Annotated in this window: 23 protein-coding genes; 4 read left to right on the plus strand and 19 right to left on the minus strand. The window is 55.4% G+C overall.

What is annotated here, in order from left to right; genetic code table 11:
* The first annotated feature begins 132 nt into the window (after nucleotides 1-132).
* Nucleotides 133-864 carry an arginine ABC transporter substrate-binding protein ArtJ gene (gene artJ, locus V6942_RS05390; RefSeq protein WP_106924489.1) on the plus strand — a complete coding sequence of 244 codons (732 nt, stop codon included), beginning with the start codon at nucleotides 133-135 and terminating at the stop codon, nucleotides 862-864.
* 43 nt (nucleotides 865-907) lie between these two features.
* Here artJ and V6942_RS05395 read toward each other — a convergent pair whose 3' ends face one another.
* Together V6942_RS05395 and V6942_RS05400 are read right to left on the minus strand one after the other, a co-directional pair.
* Complete coding sequence (locus V6942_RS05395; protein ID WP_333500894.1) at nucleotides 908-2,380, minus strand: sensor histidine kinase; 1,473 nt, start codon at nucleotides 2,378-2,380, stop codon at nucleotides 908-910.
* The gene (locus tag V6942_RS05400) at nucleotides 2,377-3,099 is read right to left on the minus strand and encodes a response regulator transcription factor (RefSeq protein WP_182929215.1); all 723 of its coding nucleotides are present in this window, start codon (nucleotides 3,097-3,099) and stop codon (nucleotides 2,377-2,379) included. The genes V6942_RS05395 and V6942_RS05400 overlap by 4 nt, the downstream gene beginning before the upstream one ends.
* A 141-nt stretch (nucleotides 3,100-3,240) precedes the next feature.
* Between V6942_RS05400 and V6942_RS05405 the strand changes: the two genes are divergently transcribed.
* Entirely contained in the window at nucleotides 3,241-3,477 is a 237-nt protein-coding gene (locus V6942_RS05405) for a pentapeptide MXKDX repeat protein (protein ID WP_106924492.1), read from the plus strand.
* A 46-nt stretch (nucleotides 3,478-3,523) separates the two neighbouring features.
* Here V6942_RS05405 and rlmC read toward each other — a convergent pair whose 3' ends face one another.
* The 10 genes from rlmC to V6942_RS05455 all read right to left on the minus strand — a co-directional run bounded on the left by rlmC (nucleotide 3,524) and on the right by V6942_RS05455 (nucleotide 12,509).
* Nucleotides 3,524-4,651, minus strand: coding sequence for a 23S rRNA (uracil(747)-C(5))-methyltransferase RlmC (rlmC, locus tag V6942_RS05410; protein WP_106924493.1), 1,128 nt, complete (start codon nucleotides 4,649-4,651; stop codon nucleotides 3,524-3,526).
* A 42-nt stretch (nucleotides 4,652-4,693) separates the two neighbouring features.
* Nucleotides 4,694-5,182, minus strand: coding sequence for a YbjO family protein (locus V6942_RS05415; protein WP_106924494.1), 489 nt, complete (start codon nucleotides 5,180-5,182; stop codon nucleotides 4,694-4,696).
* A gap of 60 nt (nucleotides 5,183-5,242) precedes the next feature.
* On the minus strand, nucleotides 5,243-6,088 hold the full coding sequence (potI, locus tag V6942_RS05420) for a putrescine ABC transporter permease PotI (protein WP_333500895.1): 846 nt from the start codon (nucleotides 6,086-6,088) through the stop codon (nucleotides 5,243-5,245).
* Nucleotides 6,085-7,038, minus strand: a complete 954-nt coding sequence (potH, locus tag V6942_RS05425; protein WP_106924496.1) for a putrescine ABC transporter permease PotH — start codon at nucleotides 7,036-7,038, stop codon at nucleotides 6,085-6,087. Before potH ends, potI begins: the two co-directional genes overlap by 4 nt.
* Nucleotides 7,039-7,046: 8 nt before the next feature.
* A complete protein-coding gene (potG, locus tag V6942_RS05430) occupies nucleotides 7,047-8,180 on the minus strand; it encodes a putrescine ABC transporter ATP-binding subunit PotG (RefSeq protein WP_106924497.1) in 1,134 nt (377 codons plus the stop codon).
* 140 nt (nucleotides 8,181-8,320) lie between these two features.
* Nucleotides 8,321-9,433, minus strand: a complete 1,113-nt coding sequence (gene potF / locus V6942_RS05435; RefSeq protein WP_106924498.1) for a spermidine/putrescine ABC transporter substrate-binding protein PotF — start codon at nucleotides 9,431-9,433, stop codon at nucleotides 8,321-8,323.
* Between the two features lie 406 nt (nucleotides 9,434-9,839).
* Nucleotides 9,840-10,319, minus strand: a complete 480-nt coding sequence (locus tag V6942_RS05440) for a YbjN domain-containing protein (protein ID WP_182929219.1) — start codon at nucleotides 10,317-10,319, stop codon at nucleotides 9,840-9,842.
* A 125-nt stretch (nucleotides 10,320-10,444) separates the two neighbouring features.
* Nucleotides 10,445-11,347, minus strand: a complete 903-nt coding sequence (rimK, locus tag V6942_RS05445; protein WP_106924500.1) for a 30S ribosomal protein S6--L-glutamate ligase — start codon at nucleotides 11,345-11,347, stop codon at nucleotides 10,445-10,447.
* Between the two features lie 177 nt (nucleotides 11,348-11,524).
* Entirely contained in the window at nucleotides 11,525-12,247 is a 723-nt protein-coding gene (nfsA, locus tag V6942_RS05450; protein WP_106924501.1) for an oxygen-insensitive NADPH nitroreductase, read from the minus strand.
* On the minus strand, nucleotides 12,231-12,509 hold the full coding sequence (locus V6942_RS05455; RefSeq protein ID WP_106924502.1) for a DUF1418 family protein: 279 nt from the start codon (nucleotides 12,507-12,509) through the stop codon (nucleotides 12,231-12,233). The genes nfsA and V6942_RS05455 overlap by 17 nt, the downstream gene beginning before the upstream one ends.
* Before the next feature lie 210 nt (nucleotides 12,510-12,719).
* Here V6942_RS05455 and V6942_RS05460 point away from each other — a divergent pair, with 210 nt between their 5' ends.
* Nucleotides 12,720-12,983, plus strand: a complete 264-nt coding sequence (locus tag V6942_RS05460) for a GrxA family glutaredoxin (protein WP_035894505.1) — start codon at nucleotides 12,720-12,722, stop codon at nucleotides 12,981-12,983.
* Nucleotides 12,984-13,016: 33 nt separating this feature from the next.
* Here the strand turns inward: V6942_RS05460 and V6942_RS05465 are convergent, their stop codons facing one another.
* On the minus strand, nucleotides 13,017-13,403 hold the full coding sequence (locus tag V6942_RS05465) for an inner membrane protein YbjM (RefSeq protein ID WP_106924503.1): 387 nt from the start codon (nucleotides 13,401-13,403) through the stop codon (nucleotides 13,017-13,019).
* A 275-nt stretch (nucleotides 13,404-13,678) separates the two neighbouring features.
* Here V6942_RS05465 and V6942_RS05470 point away from each other — a divergent pair, with 275 nt between their 5' ends.
* The gene (locus V6942_RS05470) at nucleotides 13,679-15,367 is read left to right on the plus strand and encodes an aspartate:alanine antiporter (RefSeq protein WP_333500896.1); all 1,689 of its coding nucleotides are present in this window, start codon (nucleotides 13,679-13,681) and stop codon (nucleotides 15,365-15,367) included.
* Nucleotides 15,368-15,609: 242 nt separating this feature from the next.
* Here V6942_RS05470 and V6942_RS05475 read toward each other — a convergent pair whose 3' ends face one another.
* The 6 genes from V6942_RS05475 to V6942_RS05500 form a co-directional block, all read right to left on the minus strand.
* Nucleotides 15,610-16,221, minus strand: coding sequence for a hypothetical protein (locus V6942_RS05475; protein ID WP_333500897.1), 612 nt, complete (start codon nucleotides 16,219-16,221; stop codon nucleotides 15,610-15,612).
* A gap of 650 nt (nucleotides 16,222-16,871) precedes the next feature.
* Nucleotides 16,872-18,572 carry a hypothetical protein gene (locus V6942_RS05480; RefSeq protein WP_333500898.1) on the minus strand — a complete coding sequence of 567 codons (1,701 nt, stop codon included), beginning with the start codon at nucleotides 18,570-18,572 and terminating at the stop codon, nucleotides 16,872-16,874.
* Nucleotides 18,573-18,574: 2 nt separating this feature from the next.
* Nucleotides 18,575-19,120 (minus strand): hypothetical protein, encoded by a 546-nt coding sequence (locus V6942_RS05485; RefSeq protein WP_333500899.1) that lies wholly within the window; start codon nucleotides 19,118-19,120, stop codon nucleotides 18,575-18,577.
* Nucleotides 19,086-19,817 (minus strand): hypothetical protein, encoded by a 732-nt coding sequence (locus V6942_RS05490; RefSeq protein ID WP_333500900.1) that lies wholly within the window; start codon nucleotides 19,815-19,817, stop codon nucleotides 19,086-19,088. Before V6942_RS05490 ends, V6942_RS05485 begins: the two co-directional genes overlap by 35 nt.
* Nucleotides 19,807-20,394, minus strand: coding sequence for a tail fiber assembly protein (locus tag V6942_RS05495; protein WP_333500901.1), 588 nt, complete (start codon nucleotides 20,392-20,394; stop codon nucleotides 19,807-19,809). Before V6942_RS05495 ends, V6942_RS05490 begins: the two co-directional genes overlap by 11 nt.
* Nucleotides 20,394-21,962: a phage tail protein gene (locus V6942_RS05500; protein ID WP_333500902.1), complete on the minus strand. Its 1,569-nt coding sequence runs from the start codon at nucleotides 21,960-21,962 to the stop codon at nucleotides 20,394-20,396. The genes V6942_RS05495 and V6942_RS05500 overlap by 1 nt, the downstream gene beginning before the upstream one ends.
* Nucleotides 21,963-21,971: the final 9 nt, after the last annotated feature.

The following is a 21,971-nucleotide window of genomic DNA, read 5'->3' on the forward strand; positions in this document are numbered from 1 at the left end:
GCCTATCCGTTTTTTTTTGCAACAATGAAAATATTTACTCAACTATATTGCATATAAATTCACTAAGTGGCATTGTAGCTCCATGCCACACGCAGGGCAGCAACCATAAGCGAGACAGACAGGAGCTCATCCATGAAAAAATTAGTATTGGCCGCCTTACTGGCCACCGTTGCCGCAGGCGCCCAGGCCGCAGAAAAAATCAGCTTCGGCGTGTCCGCTACCTATCCGCCGTTTGAGTCCATGGATGCGAACAACCAGATCGTCGGCTTTGATATCGACCTTGCTAACGCGCTGTGCAAACAAATTCAGGCCGAATGTACCTTTACCAACCACGCGTTTGACAGCCTGATCCCGGCGCTGAAATTTAAGAAATACGATGCGGTGATCTCCGGTATGGACATCACGCCTGAGCGTAGCAAACAGGTCGCGTTTACCGATGCCTACTATGCTAACTCGGCGCTGGTGATTGCCAAAAAAGGCGAATTCAAAACCTTTGATGACCTGAAAGGCAAACGTATCGGTATGGAAAACGGGACGACCCACCAGAAATACCTGATGGACAAGCATCCGGAAGTGAAAACCGTCGCCTATGACAGCTACCAGAATGCGATTATCGACCTGAAAAATGGCCGTATCGACGGCGTCTTCGGCGATACCGCCGTGGTCAACGAATGGCTGAAAACGAACCCGCAGCTGGGTGCGGCCACTGAGAAAGTCACCGATCCGCAGTACTTCGGCATTGGCCTTGGCATCGCGGTACGCCCGGACAACAAAGCGCTGCTGGAGCAGCTGAACGGTGCACTCAAAGCGATTAAAGCAGACGGTACCTATCAGAAAATCAGCGACAAATGGTTCGCTGAGTAAGTGCCCTCACCCGGTAAGCGCCCTGCTTACCGGGTTTTCTCATCTATAACGGCACGAAAAAGCGGAAGCAAGCGCCCGCAGAGGCCTCCATCAGGCGAATACTGCCGCCGTGCAGTTCCAGCATACGCCGCACAATCAGCAGCCCCAGGCCACCGCGATTTTCTCTCACGCTTTGCGCACTCAGCGCGGAAGGACGCTGGAATAACGCCTCACGCAGCGCTTCATCGACGCCAGGCCCGCTGTCAGCAACCTCCACCTGAAGACGTTCATTTTCCTGCCAGACGCGCAGCATCACCGTGCCACCGGGCGGCGTGTGACGCACGGCGTTATCCAGCAGGTTAGTGACCACCCGCTCAATCATCGAAACATCGGCGTTCAGCAGCGGCAGCGCGCGCGGGATCTCGACCTTGAGGGTTAAGCGCCGGGTCTCAATCGCCAGATCGAATTTCTGTGCCACATCCTGAATTAATTCACCTATCGCAAACGGTTCGAGCTGTGGCTTGATCCCGCCGTGCTCCAGCTTCGCCAGCTCAAACAGCTGCTGTGAGAGATGACGAACCTTGTGCCCCTGGCGTAGCGCCACGGCCAAGTACTGCCGGTTATCCTCCGGTGAGAACGTGTCGGCTTTCATCGATAGCGTCTCCAGATAGCCCAGCAGTGAGGTTAGCGGAGTGCGCAAATCATGGGAAATATTGGCAATAAACTCGCGGCGCTGACGATCGCTATCGGAAAGCTGATCCCACTGGCTGGCAATTTTGCGCGCCAGCTCAATATAGGTATTACGCAATATTGCCACTTCATTAGAGCCATCGGCCTGCAGCGGCTGCTGCGCCAGCTGCCTGATTGCGCTGATGCTGTCCTGATCCACCCCTTGCACATGGGCGGTAAGCTGGCGCACCGGACGGGCGACCCAGTACCACACCAGCGTTCCCGCCAGCAGGCCAAACAGCGCCACCAGCAGCAGCGACCAAAGGAAGGTGCTCCACAGCGCCTTGTGCCACGCGCTCTCCGCCAGCGCATTGAGGTTTTCCCCCTCAAGAATGATGTAGAGATAACCGTGCAGGTTGCCGTTGAGCAAAACCGGTGCCACGCTGAAGACTTTCTGTTTATCCTGGCTGCGCGGGTCGTCGCCGTACACCGGCCACGCCGCGCCGTCGAGGAAGGCCCGCAGCGGCGCGAGGTCAATCTGCTGGCGCTTGATGTGGCCAGGCGGTGCAGCATCGGCGACAATCGTACCGTCGTGCGAGATAAGGTACAGCTCTACGCTCGGGTTAAGCGTCATCAGGCGGTCAAACAACGTTTTCAGGGTCTGGCGATTAACGCCACCCTGCGCATCCAGCAGCGGCTCGCGATTGACGATTTGCTGCGCCAGGCCCGCCGACAGCCGCTGAACCATCGCATTACCGAACTGGCTGCTGTTGTAAAGCTGCACGCTGCACGCCGCAATCGCGCACAGCAGCAAAATGGCGGTAAACACCAGCGTCAGCCGCTGGCTCAGGCTCAACCGTCGGCTCATGGCGCAGGTTTCCTTTTGTCGGTGGCAAACTTATAGCCTTTGCCCCAGACGGTGAGAATGATTTCCGGCTCGGCGGGGTCTTTCTCTATTTTCACCCGCAGGCGGTTGATATGGGTATTGACCGTGTGTTCATACCCTTCATGCTGATAGCCCCACACGCTATCGAGCAACGACAGACGCGAAAAGACCTCTCCCGGATGGCGAGCAAACCAGTACAGCAGATCAAATTCACGCGGGGTTAGCTCAACGGACTCGCCGTGCAGCCGCACTTCACGGGAGAGCGGATCGATGGTCAGACCGTGGCAGGCAATCGCCCCGCTCTCCAGGCGGATGCTCTGCCCCATCGCTTCCTGACGGCGAAACAGCGCTTTAACGCGGGCAATCAACTCCAGCACCGAAAAAGGTTTCGGCAGGTAGTCGTCGGCCCCCATCTCCAGCCCCAGGACACGGTGCGTTTCACTGGTGCGGGCGCTGATAATGATCACCGGTAAATAGCGCGTCATTTGCCGGATGCGGCGGCAGATCTCCAGCCCGTCGACGCCGGGCAGCATTAAATCAAGGATCACCGCGTCCCAGACCGATGCCTCAAGCTGCGCCAGCGCGCGCGTGCCGTCCGCCTCGTGAACGATTTGGTATCCTTCATCCTGCAAATTGAGCCGCAGCAGAGTTGCGATGTCCTGGTCGTCTTCCACCAGCAAGATTTTCTTTGCGCTATTCATAACATTCCACCCACGCTTTTTTTCAAGCTTAACCCAGCCGGGCGCCGTGAGTTATCACATTTTATTTAAACTTCCGTGAGGACATGGTGATGAGCTGCGCGCGATGCTGTCGGTGCACAACATCAACCATGAGGACAGACGATGAAAAAGATAATGATTGCTACCGCCGCGCTCGGCGCCCTGCTGATGGCGAGCGTGCACGCCGCCGAGCCAATGCATGACGGCATGGCCAAACCCCACGATAAAATGTGCCAGGACACGATGTGCAAAGAGAAGATGGCCAAAGACGGTATGCAAAAAGACGGCATGAAAAAAGAGGCCATGAAAGGAGAGAAGATGAAGCAAGGCAATATGTCGCCTCAGACCATGAGCCACTAGCCATTGTAACCGCCCGGCAGCGCTGCACCTGCCGGGCTTGGGCACGCTAGCAGCGAACCAGCAGCGTCAACACCTCGTAATGGGCGGTGTGCGGGAACATATCAAACAGCTGTACTTTCTCGATACGGTACCCCGGCAGATGGGCAAAATCTTTGGCCATGGTCTGCGCATTACAGCTGGAGTAGACGAGGTACTGCGGCGCCATCGCGCTGAGGTAGTCGCACAGCGCTTTGCCAATGCCGCGGCGCGGCGGGTTGACCAGCACCAGTTGCGGAGTAGCGGCCTGGGCGGTGGCAAACTGGGTCGAATCCAGCGCCTGGAAATGCAGCTTGCCCAGCCCCAGCTCTGCCGCCGACTGCTTCGCACAGGCAATAGCCTCCGGGGCAATCTCAATGCCGGTCAGGGTCATGTCCGGCGTCGCACAGTGCAGCCCAAAGCCGCCGACGCCGCAAAACAGATCCCACATATGATCGACCGGCAGCGCCCGCACCCAGTCGCGCGCCGTGGCGTACAGGGCGCTGGCGACAGCGGGGTTGGTCTGGAAGAAGCTCTGCGGGCGAATCCACAGCGGAACGTCATTAAACCGCTCCGCCAGCGCCTGCTGCTCGGTAAAGAAAATCTCCTGCTCGCCTTCCATAATCGCCATGTGTACCGGCTGAATGTTGGCGGTGATCACCTTAAGCTGCGGCAGCTGGGCCTGAAGCCAGGGTAATGCGGCGCGCAGCTGCGCGAGCTTACTGTCCGAACGCAGCACAAAGCGCAGCATCATGCCGCCGTCGAGCTGGCTTTCCGTCAGCAGCAGGTACTTCAGCTCGCCGCGCCTGCGCGCCACGTTGTAGGGCGTCAGCCCGGCGCGGGCGATAAACGGTTTGAGCGCAGCAAATACCGGGGCAAACGAGGCCGGATACAGCGGACAGTCGGTCAGATCTTCCGGCGTCCCGTCGCGATGCAGCATGCCCAGCAGCGGACGTTCTACGCTACCGCTGACCACCATTTTGGCTTTATTGCGAAACCCCTGCTCGGGGCCAGACACGGGTGCGCACCATCCCGCCACGGGGAACGCCGCCAGCAGCGTCTGGAGGTCGGCCATTTTGGCGGCCAGCTGTTCGGCGACGGGCTGCTCAATCCACTGACATGAACGGCAACGATCGGCATCATAGAGTGCGCACTGCATAGAAAAACCTTGAGACAAAGAGGGGCGTGGATTGTATCACCGTTATTGTAAGCGGAAAAATCGCCGGGAGGCTGCGGGTACAAAAAGCAGGCATAACACCAGCAGATCCGGCATTTTTTGCATCACCAACGAACGGAAAATCTCCCGCTTCGACTCGCCCGCGATGCTAAACAGCTCCGGGTAACCGTAGCCAAGCGATGCAGCCCACAGGTAGCTGGCGGCAATCACCTGCGTCAGCAGGTACACCCAGCGCGCCCAGTTACGCCCTTTGACCAACGAAAAGGCGCAGGCGATTTCAACGAACACCAGCACCAGGCTGGAGAGAAACACCAGCGTCAGCGTCCAGGTCTGAACGCTGCGATGAATAAATTCGCCAATCCCATTCAGCCCGAGCAGATTGATAATCATCAACAGGTCGAGACAGCGGATTAAAATAATGGCGAGCGCCGCCACCTGCACCAAAGCAGGAACGTTCAGACGGGCATGCGACCGACGGCTTCGAGTAAACAGTTCCAATGTGTTGCCTTCCATGAAAACGATGCCGCGAACATTCGCGGCATCGACTGCACATCCGTATCGATTTTAAGAGGATTATCCGCGTGTTGCACGTTGGATATCGCGCACCCGCTGTTTTTCCGCGCGCGCCATCAAATACCAGGCGATAAATCCGACAATTCCGACTACGCCAAGGATCAGAGACGCCAGCGCGTTAATCTCCGGGTTCACCCCCATGCGCACGCTGGAGAAGACCAGCATCGGTAGCGTCGTCGCGCCCGGGCCGGATACGAAGCTGGCGATGACCAGGTCATCCAGCGACAGCGTAAAGCCCAGCAGCCAGCCGGAAATGACCGCCGGCATAATCATCGGCAGCGTAATCACGAAGAAGACCTTCAGCGGCGTCGCGCCCAGATCCATCGCCGCCTCTTCGATCGAGCGGTCCAGCTCGCGCAGACGCGAGGAGATAACCACCGCCACGTAGGCAGTACAGAAGGTGACGTGCGCCAACCAGATGGTCAGCATACCGCGATCCGCCGGCCAGCCGATGGCGTGTGCCAAAGCGACGAACAGCAGCAGCAGAGACAGCCCGGTAATGACGTCCGGCATAACCAGCGGCGCGGTGATCATAAAGGCAAAGCCGTTGGCACCGCGGAAGCGGCCAAAGCGCACCATCACCACCGCGGCAATGGTGCCAAGAATGGCCGCCATCGTGGCCGCCGCCGCCGCGATGGTCAGGCTTAGCCCCACCGCGCTCATCATCGCATCGTCGCGGAACAGTTCGCCGTACCAGCGCGTTGACCAGCCCGCCCAGACTGTCACCAGCTTTGAGCTGTTAAACGAATAGACCACCAGCATCAGCATTGGCGCATACAGGAACGTAAAGCCAATCACCAGAATCAGGATTCGCCACGGCGATCGTACGACCGGTAGGTTGTTCATCCGTGTTCCCCCATCTGTTTTTGCTGATATTTATGGAACCACATGATCGGCACGATCAGCAGCAGCAGCATGACGATCGCCACCGCCGAGGCTACCGGCCAGTCGCGGTTGTTAAAGAACTCCTGCCACAGCACGCGCCCAATCATGATGCTGTCCGGGCCACCGAGCAGTTCCGGGATCACAAACTCCCCTACCGCCGGGATAAAGACCAGCATGGAGCCCGCGATAATCCCGCCTTTGGTTAACGGTACGATGACGCTGAAAAAGGTCTTCAGCGGACGTGCGCCGAGATCCAGCGACGCCTCAACCAGCGAGTAGTCAATGCGGGTCAGCGCAGTGTAGATAGGCAGCACCATAAACGGCAGATAGGCGTACACAATCCCGATATAGACCGCGAGGTTGGTATGCAGAATCGTCAGCGGCTGGTCAATCACCCCCAGCCACATCAGAAAGTTGTTCAGCACGCCGTTATTTTTCAGGATCCCCATCCATGCGTAGACACGAATCAGAAACGACGTCCACGATGGCAGGATCACCAGCAGCAGCAGGATGTTGCGCGTTGATGGTTTACTGTGCGCCACCGCCCAGGCCAGCGGATAGCCCAGCAGCAGACAGCAAATCGTCGAGATTGCCGCCACCTGCAGCGACTGCAAATAAGCCTCAAAATAGAGCGGATCGTCGGTCAGCTGCAGGAAGTTGCCAAAGTTGAGCGCAACCGTCAGCTGGCCGTCGGCCCATTCCATCAGGTTGGTATACGGCGGGATCGCGCGCGCCATCTCCGCAAGGCTGATTTTGAAGACGATCAGGAACGGCAGTAAAAACAGCAGGATCAGCCATAGATACGGCATCGCAATGACAAACTTGCGCCCGTGTTTCATATTGACCCGCGCCAGCCACAGGGCGAAGCCGCCCGGTTTATGCGGGCGGGCCGGTGGTTCATATGTACTCATAGCCCCTCCTAAACCGTCAACACCACGCAGCTGTCAGCATCCCAGCACAAACGTACCTCATCGCCCCAGGTCGGTAAGCCTTTCTGGTAACGGTGGGCGTTTTGCAGCTGCGCGCTGATCATCTGGCCGCTTTTCAGGCGGACATGATAAATGGAGAGATCGCCGAGGTAGGCAATGTGCTCAACTTCCCCGACGGCAAAGTTGTAGCCGTCCGCCGGCGGGTCTTCGCAGAGCATGATTTTTTCCGGGCGCAGGGCGACGTACACCGGTACGTTGTCCACTACGGAAGCGTCAGGGTCAACCTTCAGCGGATGCACCAGCCCCGGCGACTCAATGATCAGACCATCTTCGTCGCGCCGTTTAAGCAGCCCTTCAAAGACGTTGACCGAGCCGATAAACTCCGCGCTGTAGCGGGTCGTCGGGTGTTCGTAAATCTCTTCAGGTTCACCAATCTGGACAAACTTGCCGCGGTTCATAATGGCGATACGTCCGGCCATGGTCATGGCTTCTTCCTGGTCGTGGGTCACCATCACGCAGGTCACGCCCACGCGTTCAAGAATATCCACCACTTCCAGCTGCATCCGGTCGCGCAGCTTTTTGTCCAACGCGCCCATCGGTTCATCCAGCAGCAGCAGCTTCGGACGCTTAGCGAGGCTTCGCGCCAGCGCCACGCGCTGACGCTGGCCGCCGGAAAGCTGATGCGGCTTGCGCTTCGCAAATTCCTGCATATGCACCAGCGCCAGCATTTCGGCGACGCGGGCGTTAATTTCCGCTTTCGGCAGCTTATCCTGCTTCAGGCCAAAGGCGATGTTCTGCTCAACGGTCATGTGCGGAAACAGCGCGTAGGACTGGAACATCATGTTAATTGGCCGCAGATACGGCGGCACCTGCGCCAGATCGACGCCATCGAGCATAATCTGCCCGGCGGTCGGCTGCTCAAAACCCGCCAGCATGCGCAGCAGGGTTGACTTGCCGCAGCCAGATGCGCCCAGCAGCGCAAAAATTTCGCCTTTATAAATCGTGAGGTTAACGTCGTCTACGGCGTGCTGGCCGTCGAAGGATTTGGTCAGATTACGGATTTCCAGCAGCGGGGTCAGCGCTTTGCGGGTTTTCGCCTGTGGGCGGGGAATAGCGTCGTTCAATCTGGTGCTCTCCGGCAAAATACGAATATCAATATGACCCGGTTGTCATATCAACCCCTGGACACCCGCCGTCCGGCAGGCGTCCAGATTGGGGCAGCTGCACTGCCCCGGTGCAATACCCTCACCAGCAAGGTGAAGGATTATTTCCCGCTTTTCACTTTGGTCCACGCACGCGTTCTGACGCGGTCGATTTTAGGATCCTGGACTTTCAGCGTGAACAGCTTGGCGAAGACGTCAGCCGGCGGATAAATCGCCGGATTATCGCGAATTTCGGCGCTGACCAGCGGCGTTGATGCTTTGTTGCCGTTGGCATAGAACACATGGTCGCTGATGTGGGCAATCACGTCCGGACGCATCAGATAGTTGAGGAACTGATAGGCTTCGTCTTTGTTTTTCGCATCAGCAGGCATCGCGAAGACATCGAAGAACGCCAGCGCCCCTTCTTTTGGAATGAAGTAAGAAACGTTGACGCCGTTCTTCGCTTCTTTCGCGCGGTTCGCTGCCTGCCAGACGTCGCCCGCCCAGCCGATCGCCACGCAAATATCACCGTTGGCCAGATCGTTAATGTACTGTGAGGAGTGGAAGTAGCGAATGTTCGGGCGCAGCTTCAGCAGCAGGTCGGTCGCCGGGCCGGTGTAATCATCGGCCTTCATGCTGTTAGGATCTTTGCCCAGGTAGTTCAGCACGGTGGCAAAAATTTCTTCCGGCGCATCGAGGAAGGAGACGCCGCAGCTCTTCAGTTTTTCCAGGTTTTCCGGCTTCATCACCAGATCCCAGCTATTCAGCGGCGCGTCTTTGCCGAGCACGGCTTTGACTTTATCGACGTTGTAGCCAATACCGGTGGTCGCCCACAGGTAAGGCATCGCATATTTGTTGTCCGGGTCATGCTTCGCCACCAGCTTCAGCACGTCCGGATCGAGGTTTTTCCAGTTTGGCAGCTTGCTCTTATCCAGCGGCTGGAACACGCCGGCGGTGAGCTGGCGTTCCAGGAAGCTTGCCGACGGCACCACCAGATCAAAACCGGTGCTACCCGCCATCAGTTTACCTTCCAGTACTTCGTTGGAGTCGAAGACGTCGTATACGACTTTAATCCCGGTCTCTTTTTCAAAATTCGCCACGGTATCCGGCGCGATATAGTCGGACCAGTTATAGACATGCAGCGTTTTTTGTTCTGCAGCGAGCACGCTTGCCGAGGCAGCCATCAGCGCACCCGTCACCAGACCTGTTAACCATTTTTTATTTAAGGCGGCCATATCTCTTATCCTTCTCAGCGCCCGTTAACAAACGGACTAAATATACGCAATTTAGAGTATGCAGAAATCATGCATATTTTTTCGTACTGCATGAAAGAGAAGAGACCGGGCTCCCCTGCAGTCATTGCTCGCGCTATCGATGCAAAATTCTCGCCAACTATGATTATCACTGGCAATAATTAGGGGGTGCACCGATATGTCGCAAGAATAACTGTAGCCCGGCCCGGAGGCTATAGGTCAGTGTAAAAAACGCCTTTTATCAATTTTTTATGCAAGATCACTCTATCCGATAAGCCAAAAGCGCCAATCAGGTAGTGAAAGAATCTTTAAAAAGAGGTTAAGAGTAGAATAAATGCATGTAATACGCAGCCACCGTGGCAGTGACTGCGCTATTTAGCGGGGAGGATTAGTGAAGAAAATGGTATTGGATATCTTCCGGCGGCAGCTCTTCCTCTTCCGGCTTATACAGCAGCTGTTGGGCGGAAGCCTCAAGAATCACCATCGAAACCTGCTCTTCGCTTTGCTGCACAAAGGCCGCAAACTGCTCAAAGCTCACGCCCACCGAGGCGGACAACGACTGGCAAACGACCAGCTTCGGCAGATTATCATCCTGCATATCCAGAAACGCTTTGACGGTCAGCGAGCTGGCATTGATGGCAGAGAGATCGGCCCCCAGCGCCAGCAGCGCCGACGGTTTGACCTCGGCCAGCGCCGAGAAAAGCACGACGTTATCAATGAGGTCAATTTTGGCATCAAAGACACCATCAAAATTTTGCATATGCGGCAGGTGCAGCGCCTGGCAGGTGTCGCACTCAAAAAAGCTCATGCCCATTTCGTCGAGCCACTGACGTAACGTATCCAGACTCGGGACGACGAGAGAATCCATATTGCCTATGACCTCATGCGGTAAAGTAACATTCCAGAAAAAACATGCTACCGGGCAGCGCCCGGTATCAGACGAGATGATGTATAGCTTACGCAAAAAAAGCGTTACATACTACGAAAGCCGCACTAGCCGCCGATTTTCAGGCAAAAACCGGGGTGGGCCTGACGCTCGATCCAGTCGATCATCTTACCGGCGACATCAATACCGGTCGTGGTTTCCACCCCTTCCAGCCCCGGCGACGCGTTAACCTCCATCACCAGCGGCCCGCGTTTCGCCCGCAGGATATCCACCCCAGCCACGTCGAGGCCAAGCGTCTGAGCGGCTTTAATGGCCACCTCGCGCTCGGCAGGCGTAATGTCGGCGACCGTCGCCACGCCGCCGCGGTGCAGGTTAGAGCGGAAATCGCCCTCCTTCGCCCGGCGCTCAATCGCGGCAACGACCCGATCGCCCACCACCAGGCAGCGGATATCACGCCCTTTGGCTTCTTTGATGTACTCCTGCACCAGGATATGCGCATTCAGACCGCGAAAGGCGTCGATCACGCTCTCCGCCGCCTGACGGGTTTCGGCCAGCACGACGCCGATGCCCTGCGTCCCCTCGACCAGCTTCACCACCAGCGGCGCGCCGCCGACCATGTCGATCAGATCGCTGGTGTCGTCCGGCGAATGGGCGATGCCAGTGACGGGAAGATCGATCCCCTGGCGCGCCAGCAGCTGCAACGATCGCAGCTTATCGCGGGCGCGGGTAATCGCCACCGATTCGTTGAGCGGATAGCTGCCCAGCATTTCAAACTGCCGCAGCGCCGCCATACCGTAGTAGGTAATCGCCGAGCCAATACGGGGGATCACCGCATCGTAATGCGGCAGTTGGCGGCCTTTGTAATGAATCGACGACGCCGACGGGTTGATGTTCATGTAGCACGACAGCGGGTCGAGGATGTCAACAATATGGCCGCGACGCTGGGCGGCCTCACGCAGACGCTTGCACGAGTAGAGCGTTCCATCCCGGGACAAAATGGCGATTTTCACCCTTTACCTCTCCAAAAAAAGCCGCTTAAAAATCAGCGTATCATACCGCTTTCACATCGATGGATGCTTGCGTCCAGACACAGATTCTGGCATTTGCGCCACCGGGTAGCACAGTGCATACCCGGCCGTGCCTTCTCTTGCAGGCCCGAAAAACGAAGCGCCATCGGGCAGGATAAATCAGCGCGTAGCAAACCCCTGCTGGTGCAGATAATCCAGAATAAACGGGCGGCTCTCTTTGATAAGCGTACGGCGAATATGGTCGCTCCAGGTGTCGCGGCGGGCATTGGTGCTGCGGGACAAATAGTACCGGGCAAGATCTTCGTCGTACTGCGCCAACACCTCACGGTCCATCGGCTGATAGTGATTTTCATGCACCAGCAGCGCGGCAGGCAGGCGCGGCTTGAGATCCGGGTTGCTGGCCGGCCAGCCCAGGCACAGACCAAACAGCGGCAGCACATGTTTTGGCAGCTTAAGCAGCGCGGTAACCGTTTCAATATTGTTGCGCAGGCCGCCGATGTACACGCCGCCCAGCCCCAGGGACTCCGCCGCAGTAAGCGCGTTTTGCGCCATCAGCGCGGTATCAACAACGCCCAGCAGCAGCTGCTCAGCCAGGCCCAGCTGTGCGTCAGGTAAAATCTGCAAATGGCGGTTAAAGTCGGCGCAGAACACCCAAAACTCGGCCGCCTGCGCCACGTGCGCCTGCCCGCCGGTTAGGCCAACCAGCTGCTCGCGCATCGCTTTATCCGTAATGCGGATAATAGAAGTGCACTGCAAAAAGCTGGAGCTGGACGTTGCCCGCGCGCTGTCGATAATCGCCGCACGCTGTTCATCGCTGATGGGCTCGTCGGTAAACTGACGGATAGAGCGGTGGTTGAGCAGAACTTCAATCGTCGGTGTCATCATTTTTTTCCTTTTTTCGCGCGGAACCAGGATTCATCAGCTGCGGCGCTGCGGCACGGGCAATCCCCAAAAACAGAACGCCAGCGGCGGGCAGCATCAGCGCAATGCCAATGAAGATCATGATCACCGCCGCCAGCGGGCTGGCCAACGGCGTCGGCAGCGTAATGTACTGATTGAGCGATAGCCAGGCCACCGCCAGTACCACCATCCCGATGGCCTCCAGTATCAATACGCTTTTCGGTAGTGCTCCCAGCGTACGCATGCCTCTTCTCCTGTGAACCTTTCGCGTTTTTATCTTGCCAATTTACGTCGAGTATAACGGCAAGCCGGGGAAAAATAATTAGCCAAACATAGCCTGGATGAATCAGAGTAACAGGCAGAACCTTCTTTCCCTCCGCTGCTGAGCGCGGCATCATAAGCGCCATTCGCCGACAGGCACGTTGATTATTCCGCTCGTTTGAGGAGAGACACTATGTTTACCGTAATTTTTGGTCGTCCGGGCTGCCCTTACTGCGTTCGTGCAAAAGAGCTGGCGGAGAAATTGACTCAGGAACGCGACGATTTTAACTACCGTTACGTAGACATTCACGCGGAAGGCATCACCAAAGCCGATCTGGAAAAAACCGTGGGTAAACCGGTGGAAACCGTGCCACAGATTTTCGTCGACCAGAAACACATCGGCGGCTGCACGGATTTTGAAGCCTGGGCGAAAGAGAATCTTGGCCTGTTTGCCTGATTCGCTCTGCCGATAACACCACGACGCCCGCGCCTACAGCGGGCGTTTGTTTTCCCGTCGCTTGTCGTGCAGCATTGAGCTGACAAACAGATAGCACAGCGCGCCAAGCGCACACCAGAAAACAGCGCTGAAAAGCCACGCCAGCTCCTGCCAGAACGACCCGCCGTTATCGAAAAACAGCCGCGTCAACACCAGACAAATGGGTGCTGCCAGAATGGCCCCCACCAGCGGAAGCATTACCCGCTGACGCGGAGAGATAAAGCTCGACACGGCGCCAGGAATAATAAAAAACAGCAGGCCCAGTTCAGGATTTCCGGATGCGCGAAAGGCACCCTTCACGTGCAGAACCAGTGAAAAGAAAACCACTATAAAAAGTAAAAAGCAGCAGATTATACCTGCCCAACCGCGTTCATTCCTCACACGCATCTCCTGAAAAATTCTCTATCAAACTCCATTTATCGCCCTTACGGACGCCCAGTCAGATAAAGTTTCTGGCTTTCCTTGCCAAAACACTTCGGTGCTAAAAGCGATTGTTGCTAGCCGTAACGATCAGGAACGATTAAACTACTGAACGCTATTTTCTGGTTATTTTTTGGGTACAGGATAGCAGCAAGCCTACCACCGCCCTTGGTCCAAAGGTAGACCAAATAGCCATTTCTTTCAACACGTTACTGGTAAACGATAAGTTAGATTCCGTGAATATAAACGTCGCAGATTTGTTAAACGGGAATTACATCCTGTTATTATTCGTGGTATTAGCGCTGGGGCTTTGTCTTGGCAAATTACGTCTTGGCTCCATCCAACTTGGTAATTCCATTGGCGTTTTAGTGGTCTCGCTGTTATTAGGGCAGCAGCATTTCAGTATTAACACCGACGCGCTGAATCTGGGCTTTATGCTGTTTATTTTCTGCGTCGGCGTCGAAGCCGGACCGAACTTTTTTTCTATTTTCTTCCGCGACGGCAAAAATTATCTGATGCTGGGCCTGGTGATGGTCGGCAGCGCGCTGCTGATTGCGCTGGGGCTGGGTAAACTCTTCGGCTGGGATATCGGCCTGACGGCGGGTCTGCTCGCCGGTTCGATGACCTCAACCCCGGTACTGGTGGGCGCGGGCGATACCCTACGCCACTCCGGCATGGAAGGTACTCTGCTGGCTCAGGCACAGGATCACCTGAGCCTTGGTTATGCGCTGACCTACCTGATTGGCCTCGTCAGCCTGATCGTTGCCGCCCGCTATATGCCGAAGTTCCAGCATCAGGATCTGCAGACCAGCGCCCAGCAAATCGCCCGCGAGCGCGGCCTGGACACCGACACCAATCGTAAAGTGTATCTGCCGGTCATCCGCGCCTACCGCGTGGGGCCGGAGCTGGTGGCGTGGGCTGACGGTAAAAATCTGCGCGAGCTGGGCATCTATCGCCAGACCGGCTGCTATATCGAACGTATCCGCCGCAACGGCATTCTCGCCAACCCCGACGGCGATGCGGTGCTGCAAATGGGCGATGAAATTTCGCTGGTGGGCTACCCGGACGCGCACGCGCGCCTGGACCCCAGCTTCCGTAACGGTAAAGAGGTCTTCGACCGCGACCTGCTGGATATGCGCATCGTTACCGAAGAGATCGTGGTGAAAAACCACAATGTGGTGGGCCGTCGCCTGGCGCAGCTGAAGCTGACCGACCACGGCTGCTTCCTTAACCGCGTGATTCGCAGCCAGATTGAAATGCCGATCGACGACAACATCGTGCTCAACAAAGGTGACGTGCTGCAGGTGAGCGGCGACGTGCGCCGCGTGAAAACCGTTGCCGATCGCATCGGCTTTGTGTCCATCCACAGCCAGGTGACCGATCTGCTGGCCTTCTGTGCCTTCTTTATCGTCGGCCTGATGATCGGCATGATCACCTTCCAGTTCAGCAACTTTAACTTCGGCATCGGTAACGCCGCCGGGCTGCTGTTCGCAGGTATCATGCTCGGTTTCCTGCGCGCCAACCACCCGACCTTCGGCTACATTCCGCAGGGCGCGCTGAACATGGTCAAAGAGTTCGGCCTGATGGTGTTTATGGCGGGCGTTGGCCTGAGCGCAGGCGGCGGCATCGGCAAAAGTCTCGGCGTCGTTGGCGGCCAGATGCTGGTGGCGGGTCTGTTTGTCAGCCTGATCCCGGTCGTTATCTGCTTCCTGTTTGGCGCCTACGTGCTGCGCATGAACCGCGCGCTGCTGTTCGGTGCCATCATGGGCGCGCGCACCTGCGCCCCGGCGATGGAAATCATCAGCGACACCGCGCGCAGCAACATCCCGGCGCTCGGCTACGCGGGCACTTACGCGATAGCCAACGTGTTATTAACGCTTGCCGGTACGCTTATCATCATTATCTGGCCAGGGCTTGGGGGCTAGCCCTGACCACAAAAACAAAGAAAAGAAAAATATTTTTGCGCAATGCAGAACTTTTTATCAGGGTGCGAGTCTTAATTAGTGCCACTGCTTTTCTTTGATGTCCCCATTTTGTGGAGCCCATCAACCCCGCCATCTTTGGTTCAAGGTTGATGGGTTTTTTGTTGCCTGAAAATATAACCCTTTATAATCAATTGATTAAGCTATAACTCCCAGGCTTATGGCGACAAAATGGCGGCAGGAAATCAATTCTTAAAGATTTCCACGAGTTTTACGATAGAAGGCAACGCCTGAGCGACAACAGGCAATCCAGCAAGAAGCGTCTTGATAACAGGCTTTGATGGGGCTTCAGCCTTTATTTGGCCTTCAACAATGTCTAAAGTTGCTTTAGTAGTTTGTGAATCGACAGGTTCCATCGCGGCTGTTTCAACATCTTTTCTTGCCGAATCTAGTATGGTCATCACCTGGCGAACACTATCATCACTACCAGTGAAATTGTTTGAGTTATCAACTGAGCTATTGTTAACCCTGCTGTTATTACCATAAAAGTTATAGTTTGTGGTATGTGAGGTTGGGGCAACAACTTGAGGTTGTTGTTTGCTTTTTCTCTTAACCTCAGTTTGATAATGCGCCGGTATCCCATGAACCCCTTGATAGAAATTTGGTTCAACTACAACGTACTCTTCAAATTTCTCTCCTGGCATTTCACGATGCAATTCATCACCAGGCTCAATCGAAACATCCCCTCTCATTATGTAAATTTTACCTTTTTGAACACTCCCTTTTAGATCTATTACTCGGCTTCCATCCGTCTTAACCAAGACCAACTTGTCACGCATCATTTGAGCAAAAGGCATATTAAACTCCGTAAATTTAAGCGATCTATCCCCATCGAACTTAGTAACAAGTAATCAACATCTTGCTCTAAGCAAACTTGATTATTCCCTATTTTTTAGAAGGTTGCATAGCCGCAAAAAATATCTTGCAGCAGTGTGATTTCAGTTCCAAAAACCTCCACAATTTCACTGTAGACCCTGTCATATCTGGAATCGCGAACTTTTCTTTGCCCGACCGTCCAGCGCGGATTGATCATCTAAAACCTACTTAAAATTTATTTTACCCTTATTTTTCATCGCATTAGATTTTTTACTTAGATCCTCCGCAGATCCTTCAAACTGAAAAACACTGAAATTCTTTTCAATCGTTTCAGTTCACGTTTTCCGTAAAACTGCCAGTGCTGGCGCTGTCCGGGGCAGTGGTTTGTAGAAAAAGAAAACTGAAAAATTTTAACGATCCAGAAACCGCAGGCGGGTGCGGTGTAGTGCCGTTTTTGTCTGCGAAAGATTTATTTTGTCAGCATTTATCGCCGCCAGCGTTACGTGACAGCACAGATCCTTTTATGGTGTCGCATGGTGGTGGCTAGGGGAAATAAACGCTTAGAATGCGTCTGGTGAGGTCTGGGGATGGGTACAAAAAAGCCCGCATTATGCGCGGGCTGATGGGATAGTCAGGCAATTATGCTCTGGTACTTATTGCGGGTCTGTCCGGCCTTTTCTGCCGTCTGGGTAAATGCGCCGGCATTGGTTGGCGTACCAACGCTGGGGTGTGAATGGCTCGCACACTGCTGCGCCAGCTCAGCCAGCAAATCAATGGTGTCCAGCATCATGGCCAGGGTGTTGACGCTTTCACTGCCAATATGGACGGTTGGCCCCATAATCTGCTGGCCGCCCGCCGCCACCGATTTACGCAATGCGGCAATCTTTTCAGTCAGGGTTCCCCCCACATCAACATCCACAGCACCGGCCACTTTCATGGACTGCTTCCCGGTTATATCGGTTTCGTCATTCCCTTCAATGCTGGCCAGCCTGTTGCCTTTCACGGCCTGGCTATAATCACCGGCACTGACCTGCTGAATGGCTCCGGCCATCAGGGTGGCGGTACCCAGTACCGTGGTCTTATCAGTGGCCTTTACCGTGGTTTCTCGACTGACCAGATCACGTTGTTCCGTGTCTGCTTTGACCGTCCGCGCCATCGATATTTCGCTGATGGTCTGATCGGTTTGCCTCACCCAGTCGCCCGCCTGGGTAACACGTTGCGACACCTCCGCCCGCTGCTGTTGCAGCTGCTCGCCGGGCTTAACATCCGGCAGACTGGTACCATCCGGCAGTGTCTGCCTGATAAACGGTTTATCAGGTCGCCCCCCGGTAAAAGCGACTTCAACCAGCGTCCCTTCTGGCGGGAACTGGAACATGCCGGAGTCATTACCGGCCATCGGTACCGGCAGCGGTACCGCCGAATACACCGGCGTCTGGTTGTCCGGGTTGCCGTCTGCGTCAAGCAGCTGCACATCTACCGCATAACGTGGCCGGAACGGGTCGGAAAAATCACCGCTTTTCACCGCTTCGCTGGGTGCCACCACTCTGGCCAGTTTCGGCAGGTGCAGCCCGGAAGCCAGTTCCGGGTAATGGCTCTCAATCTGGCGTTGCGCCGGTGTTTTCTGTAATGGCTGACCTGTAGCGCGGTTTCTGGGGGTCCAGGTGACGGCCATTGTGTCATTGGTCAGATGAACTCGGGTCACGCGCTCCCCGTTCAGCTCCACTCCCGGCCGCAGACTCTGGATCACCGGCAGCGTCATGGAGTTACCGCCCGCAGCCCCCTGACTGAACTCTGCGGGGATATCTACCGGACGACCGGCAAACAGCGCCTTTTCTGCACCACCCACATACAGGGAACCATCAGGCAACTGATACCAGATGTAATCCGGGATACTGAACGCCCTGCCCAGGTTATTCAGCAACTGATAACCCGTGCCGTTATGGGTAAAATGGGGGATCGGCTTATCGCTGTATGAGGTATCCGGCACACTGACCGCTATCCCGCTGTTTTCCGTCAGCCACCCGGCGATTTTACGCAACGTGGGATGCTGAAATGAACATGGCCACGCTTTTTCAAACACACCGACCAACTCACGTACAAACAGGCGCTGAAAGCCATTTTCAGCAGGTTGCGAGCGTTCCACGTAGCCGGTAAACCAGCGCAAAAGCAGGTCAGAATACCCCACATCCAGCCGCACCAGTTTCCCGGTATAGTCCGTGGTTGTCTGCGCAGTAATAAATCCCCGGCCGCAGCTGTTCAGCTCCAGCACCAGACTGGCATCCGCCAGGTGAACTTCATCCGTTGAAAGGTACAGGCGTTTAACTGGTTTCATCGTTAACCCAATGCATCATTGACGGGTTTAAGCACACGTTTCTCAAACCACGTCAGTTTTTCTTCATCTTCCCCGGCACTCTGACCACCGGCCTGTCCGGTACCTCCGGCCGTCTGTTTTTTCGCGCTGGATTTCCCTGTGGCTCTGGCCTCCCGCTTTTCCTGCACGCTGATATGTTCTGCCAGCGTAAACGTGACCAGCCAGGCCATTTTTCCGTCCTGCTGTGGCGCATCAAGCGTCCCGCTGAATGTCGCCTCACGAAAGTTCACCGCTCTGGCCACTTCATGCGCCACACGGTATTTCTGGCGGTTTCCTCCCGCATCCGTGGCGCTGGCCAGCTCGAAAATACGCTTCAGGATCTCCGGGCTTTTAAACGGTATTTCACCACTGATTCGCAGTTCCTTGCCCTTTGCCCCCTGCTCGGATTTTGTGGTGGCGCTGGTCTGGCCGGACTGGTCTTTATCCTGGAACTGCTGCGATACGGTTACACGCATGTTTTTCAGCGGTATGGCCTCACCGTTGAGCGCCAGTGTTGGGATCGAAGTCATGAATCATTCCCTTTATTCCATCCAGATTGTCACCAACCAGCATCACCGCCGCCGTATAAACGGCTGATGGCTGCGGAATATCTTTTACCAGCTCCAGCAGCGTGGTGGCTGTATCGCCGTTGCCCGTAAAAACCCAGGCTCTGGCACTTTTTCCCTGTAAATCGCCCAGTCCGCTGGCCACATCACTGATAAGTTTGTCACGCAACTGCGCGAACTCCCCCAGTTGCTGCTTCATGCCATCCAGACTGAAGCCCGCACTGGCCGCTTTTTGTGCCTGGCTTACCGCCGCCGCTGACAATGCCGCCCTGCTGGTTGGCACAGACAACGGAACGGCAACCGGCAACCCCGCCCCGGCTTTCGCGGGGATCTGCATTTTTTCGATGGCCAGCGCCGCAGCAGATTGCGCCAGACGCTTTACCTGGGTGAATGCCGGTGCGGGGAAAACATCCACCAGGCTGTTAAGGCTGTTCATGAAATTTTCATGCGTCTGGCCAGTCACCATCATGATCATCACATCGGCATTTCCGCCCGTTCCGGCCAGCCTCCCGGCAAGATAGCGGACAGCATTCACCGGGCTAAGATATGCACCGTTATCCGTCTGCTGTCCCAGCCCATTTATCCACGGATGTGCCGGAACAATGGAACAATTCAGCGCGGCCAGCGAATCAGTGAAGGCCAGACGTGCTTCACGCCACATTATCAGGCACCTCCGGCCAGATAATATTCCCGGCATCATCAGGGTTAACCCGACTTAACAGCACACGGTATTTTTTCCAGACAACCAGCAGCGTTTGCTCCTTATTTGTTGCCATATCAAAATCAACCGCATCCTGTAAGGTTGAAATTACCTCACTGGCCTGTTTCATCAGACTGGTTTTCGTCGTCTCAGCTTCACTGACCAGCGCCATGTGTTCAGCATCGGGATCTGATACCCATTTGCTGCCATCCCATTTTTGCCAGGCAGAATCCTTTGGAATTGTCGTTGTCCCTGCCGGGTATGCTCCCAGCTCAGAAATAAAACGCGCATTGCCTGTCTGCGTGTCGAAAACAACCTCTCCCCGGTGGTCTTCCATGACAATCCATTGCTGTTTTTCCATATTAAAAACGGGAATAAAACCCGCCTTTGTTTCTGGCGGCTCTGTCGTGGTGCAGTTCGCAGGGAGTCCCGTATGTGCCGGGATAAGCGCATCACCTTTACCAATAAATTCATGCGTATCTGCTCGCAGGTTATAAACAGTAATCGTCCGGTTTTCATCGGTCATTTTGAAAGTCATCAGGCCAGCCTCACAATGTAGTTATAAGCAATGTTTTTTACCGTGTTCTCTGCGTTACCCGTCGCATTAATCGTCACGTTATGTCCGTGTGCGCCCAGTGTTACGGTGTGATTGTGTGCGCCAATGCCCACCCAGTGATCATGCGCCCCGATATAAACGTTATGAGCATGGTTTCCCTCTGCGGTAGTCCTGCTCCAGCTGCCATTACCGTTAGACAAAACAGGGTAGTTAGATCCCCCGACACCACCCACCGGATATCCATGGTCGTGATGCCCCTGCACATCAGTGGTTTTGTTACCGTAATCAAATCCTGTTGTTTGCTTTGAACCGTAATCAAACGTGGAAACTGTTTTTGTCCCCAGATCGGTCGCAGAAACAGTTGCCCCGTGGGCATGTGATTTGATGCCGTCTTCTTCATAAGAAAGCACGGCGCGGTCGTCTGTTTTCCCTTTAATTGTCATCCGGCGCATATCAGGCAGAACGCCGGAAGGGTAAGCCTTCGCCAGCAGCGGGTAAGCGGCCTTATCAAAAGCCTGTCCCTGAAGAATCCCCCAACCATCCGGTGGCGTATCAATCGGCCACGGCAGGGGAACACCTACCGGCAGAACGTCACTTCGGCTTAACAACGCCAGTTCTCCAAGATTCAGGTTTTTACGGGCTTCAGCTTTATCCTGAACATCGGCTAAATTTGTATCTTTTCGCAGGAAATCACTGCTGGCCTGTTGTTCATTCAGACTCCCCTTTGGCCGTAAATCGGTAATGTTCCCATTCACATCAATGCTGGCCACTGCAAACACGTAATGCTGTTCACCGTTCTGCACATAATCAGCCAGGTTTTCCGCTACGGTAATTTTGCGCTGAACATTCCAGACACTGGTCAACGCCCCCGCCCAGCACACATCCAGCCAGACTTTCACCGGCTTCGCCGTCACAGTAATATTCTGGTTTTCGGCCAGCGATGTGCGCAGCCCTGCCACATAGCCGGTGCCTTTGGTGACAAAATACTGATTGCCGGTTTTTCCGACCAGATAACCATCCCCAAAGAATGCGGCAGCACCATAAATATCCACATTCTCCAGGCGCTGGCGTTCATCCATCCCGGCCATACGCGCCGTGAAATCAATCTGCCAGGTTTCAGCCGGTGTATTAATCCCGGTTTCAGCCTGTGCGCCGTTGTACTCCATCAGAAACGAACGGGTCAGAACGTTCCCCTGCTGGCCTTCCGCTGTTTTCAGTTTCTGCTGTACCGGCGCATGAACAATCATCGCCAGCGTACCGCTGGCCTTATTCAGCAGACCGATCCAGTTAAAGCTGAAGTCGCCCACGTCAGCACCCAGAACGGCGGAATACACCACGCCATTTTCATTCACCACACCAGTACGGGTAACAGGTTGTCGGTGCACAATCTGCGCGACAGCTGGCAGTGCTTCATTCCGGTCGATGGGTACATCCGGATTCAGTCCCGGTACACTCGCGAACACAAATTCATCAAGCACCACTGGTTCGCCAGTAGCACCCTGCTGCGCTTTCCAGTGTTCAAATGCCAGCGTGATAGCTGTCTGTGACATATAAAACTC

It is taken from the genome of Kluyvera genomosp. 2, assembly GCF_036759865.1.
GTDB lineage: Bacteria > Pseudomonadota > Gammaproteobacteria > Enterobacterales > Enterobacteriaceae > Kluyvera > Kluyvera ascorbata_B.

Excerpts from the sequence above, each read along its gene's own strand:
- artJ (WP_106924489.1), top strand. The coding sequence starts at position 133 with ATGAAAAAATTAGTATTGGCCGCCTTACTGGCCACCGTTGCCGCAGGC.
- V6942_RS05395 (WP_333500894.1), bottom strand. The coding sequence starts at position 2,380 with ATGAGCCGACGGTTGAGCCTGAGCCAGCGGCTGACGCTGGTGTTTACC.
- V6942_RS05400 (WP_182929215.1), bottom strand. The coding sequence starts at position 3,099 with ATGAATAGCGCAAAGAAAATCTTGCTGGTGGAAGACGACCAGGACATC.
- V6942_RS05405 (WP_106924492.1), top strand. The coding sequence starts at position 3,241 with ATGAAAAAGATAATGATTGCTACCGCCGCGCTCGGCGCCCTGCTGATG.
- rlmC (WP_106924493.1), bottom strand. The coding sequence starts at position 4,651 with ATGCAGTGCGCACTCTATGATGCCGATCGTTGCCGTTCATGTCAGTGG.
- V6942_RS05415 (WP_106924494.1), bottom strand. The coding sequence starts at position 5,182 with ATGGAAGGCAACACATTGGAACTGTTTACTCGAAGCCGTCGGTCGCAT.
- potI (WP_333500895.1), bottom strand. The coding sequence starts at position 6,088 with ATGAACAACCTACCGGTCGTACGATCGCCGTGGCGAATCCTGATTCTG.
- potH (WP_106924496.1), bottom strand. The coding sequence starts at position 7,038 with ATGAGTACATATGAACCACCGGCCCGCCCGCATAAACCGGGCGGCTTC.
- potF (WP_106924498.1), bottom strand. The coding sequence starts at position 9,433 with ATGGCCGCCTTAAATAAAAAATGGTTAACAGGTCTGGTGACGGGTGCG.
- V6942_RS05440 (WP_182929219.1), bottom strand. The coding sequence starts at position 10,319 with ATGGATTCTCTCGTCGTCCCGAGTCTGGATACGTTACGTCAGTGGCTC.
- nfsA (WP_106924501.1), bottom strand. The coding sequence starts at position 12,247 with ATGACACCGACGATTGAAGTTCTGCTCAACCACCGCTCTATCCGTCAG.
- V6942_RS05455 (WP_106924502.1), bottom strand. The coding sequence starts at position 12,509 with ATGCGTACGCTGGGAGCACTACCGAAAAGCGTATTGATACTGGAGGCC.
- V6942_RS05460 (WP_035894505.1), top strand. The coding sequence starts at position 12,720 with ATGTTTACCGTAATTTTTGGTCGTCCGGGCTGCCCTTACTGCGTTCGT.
- V6942_RS05475 (WP_333500897.1), bottom strand. The coding sequence starts at position 16,221 with ATGCCTTTTGCTCAAATGATGCGTGACAAGTTGGTCTTGGTTAAGACG.
- V6942_RS05480 (WP_333500898.1), bottom strand. The coding sequence starts at position 18,572 with ATGAAACCAGTTAAACGCCTGTACCTTTCAACGGATGAAGTTCACCTG.
- V6942_RS05485 (WP_333500899.1), bottom strand. The coding sequence starts at position 19,120 with ATGACTTCGATCCCAACACTGGCGCTCAACGGTGAGGCCATACCGCTG.
- V6942_RS05490 (WP_333500900.1), bottom strand. The coding sequence starts at position 19,817 with ATGTGGCGTGAAGCACGTCTGGCCTTCACTGATTCGCTGGCCGCGCTG.
- V6942_RS05495 (WP_333500901.1), bottom strand. The coding sequence starts at position 20,394 with ATGACTTTCAAAATGACCGATGAAAACCGGACGATTACTGTTTATAAC.
- V6942_RS05500 (WP_333500902.1), bottom strand. The coding sequence starts at position 21,962 with ATGTCACAGACAGCTATCACGCTGGCATTTGAACACTGGAAAGCGCAG.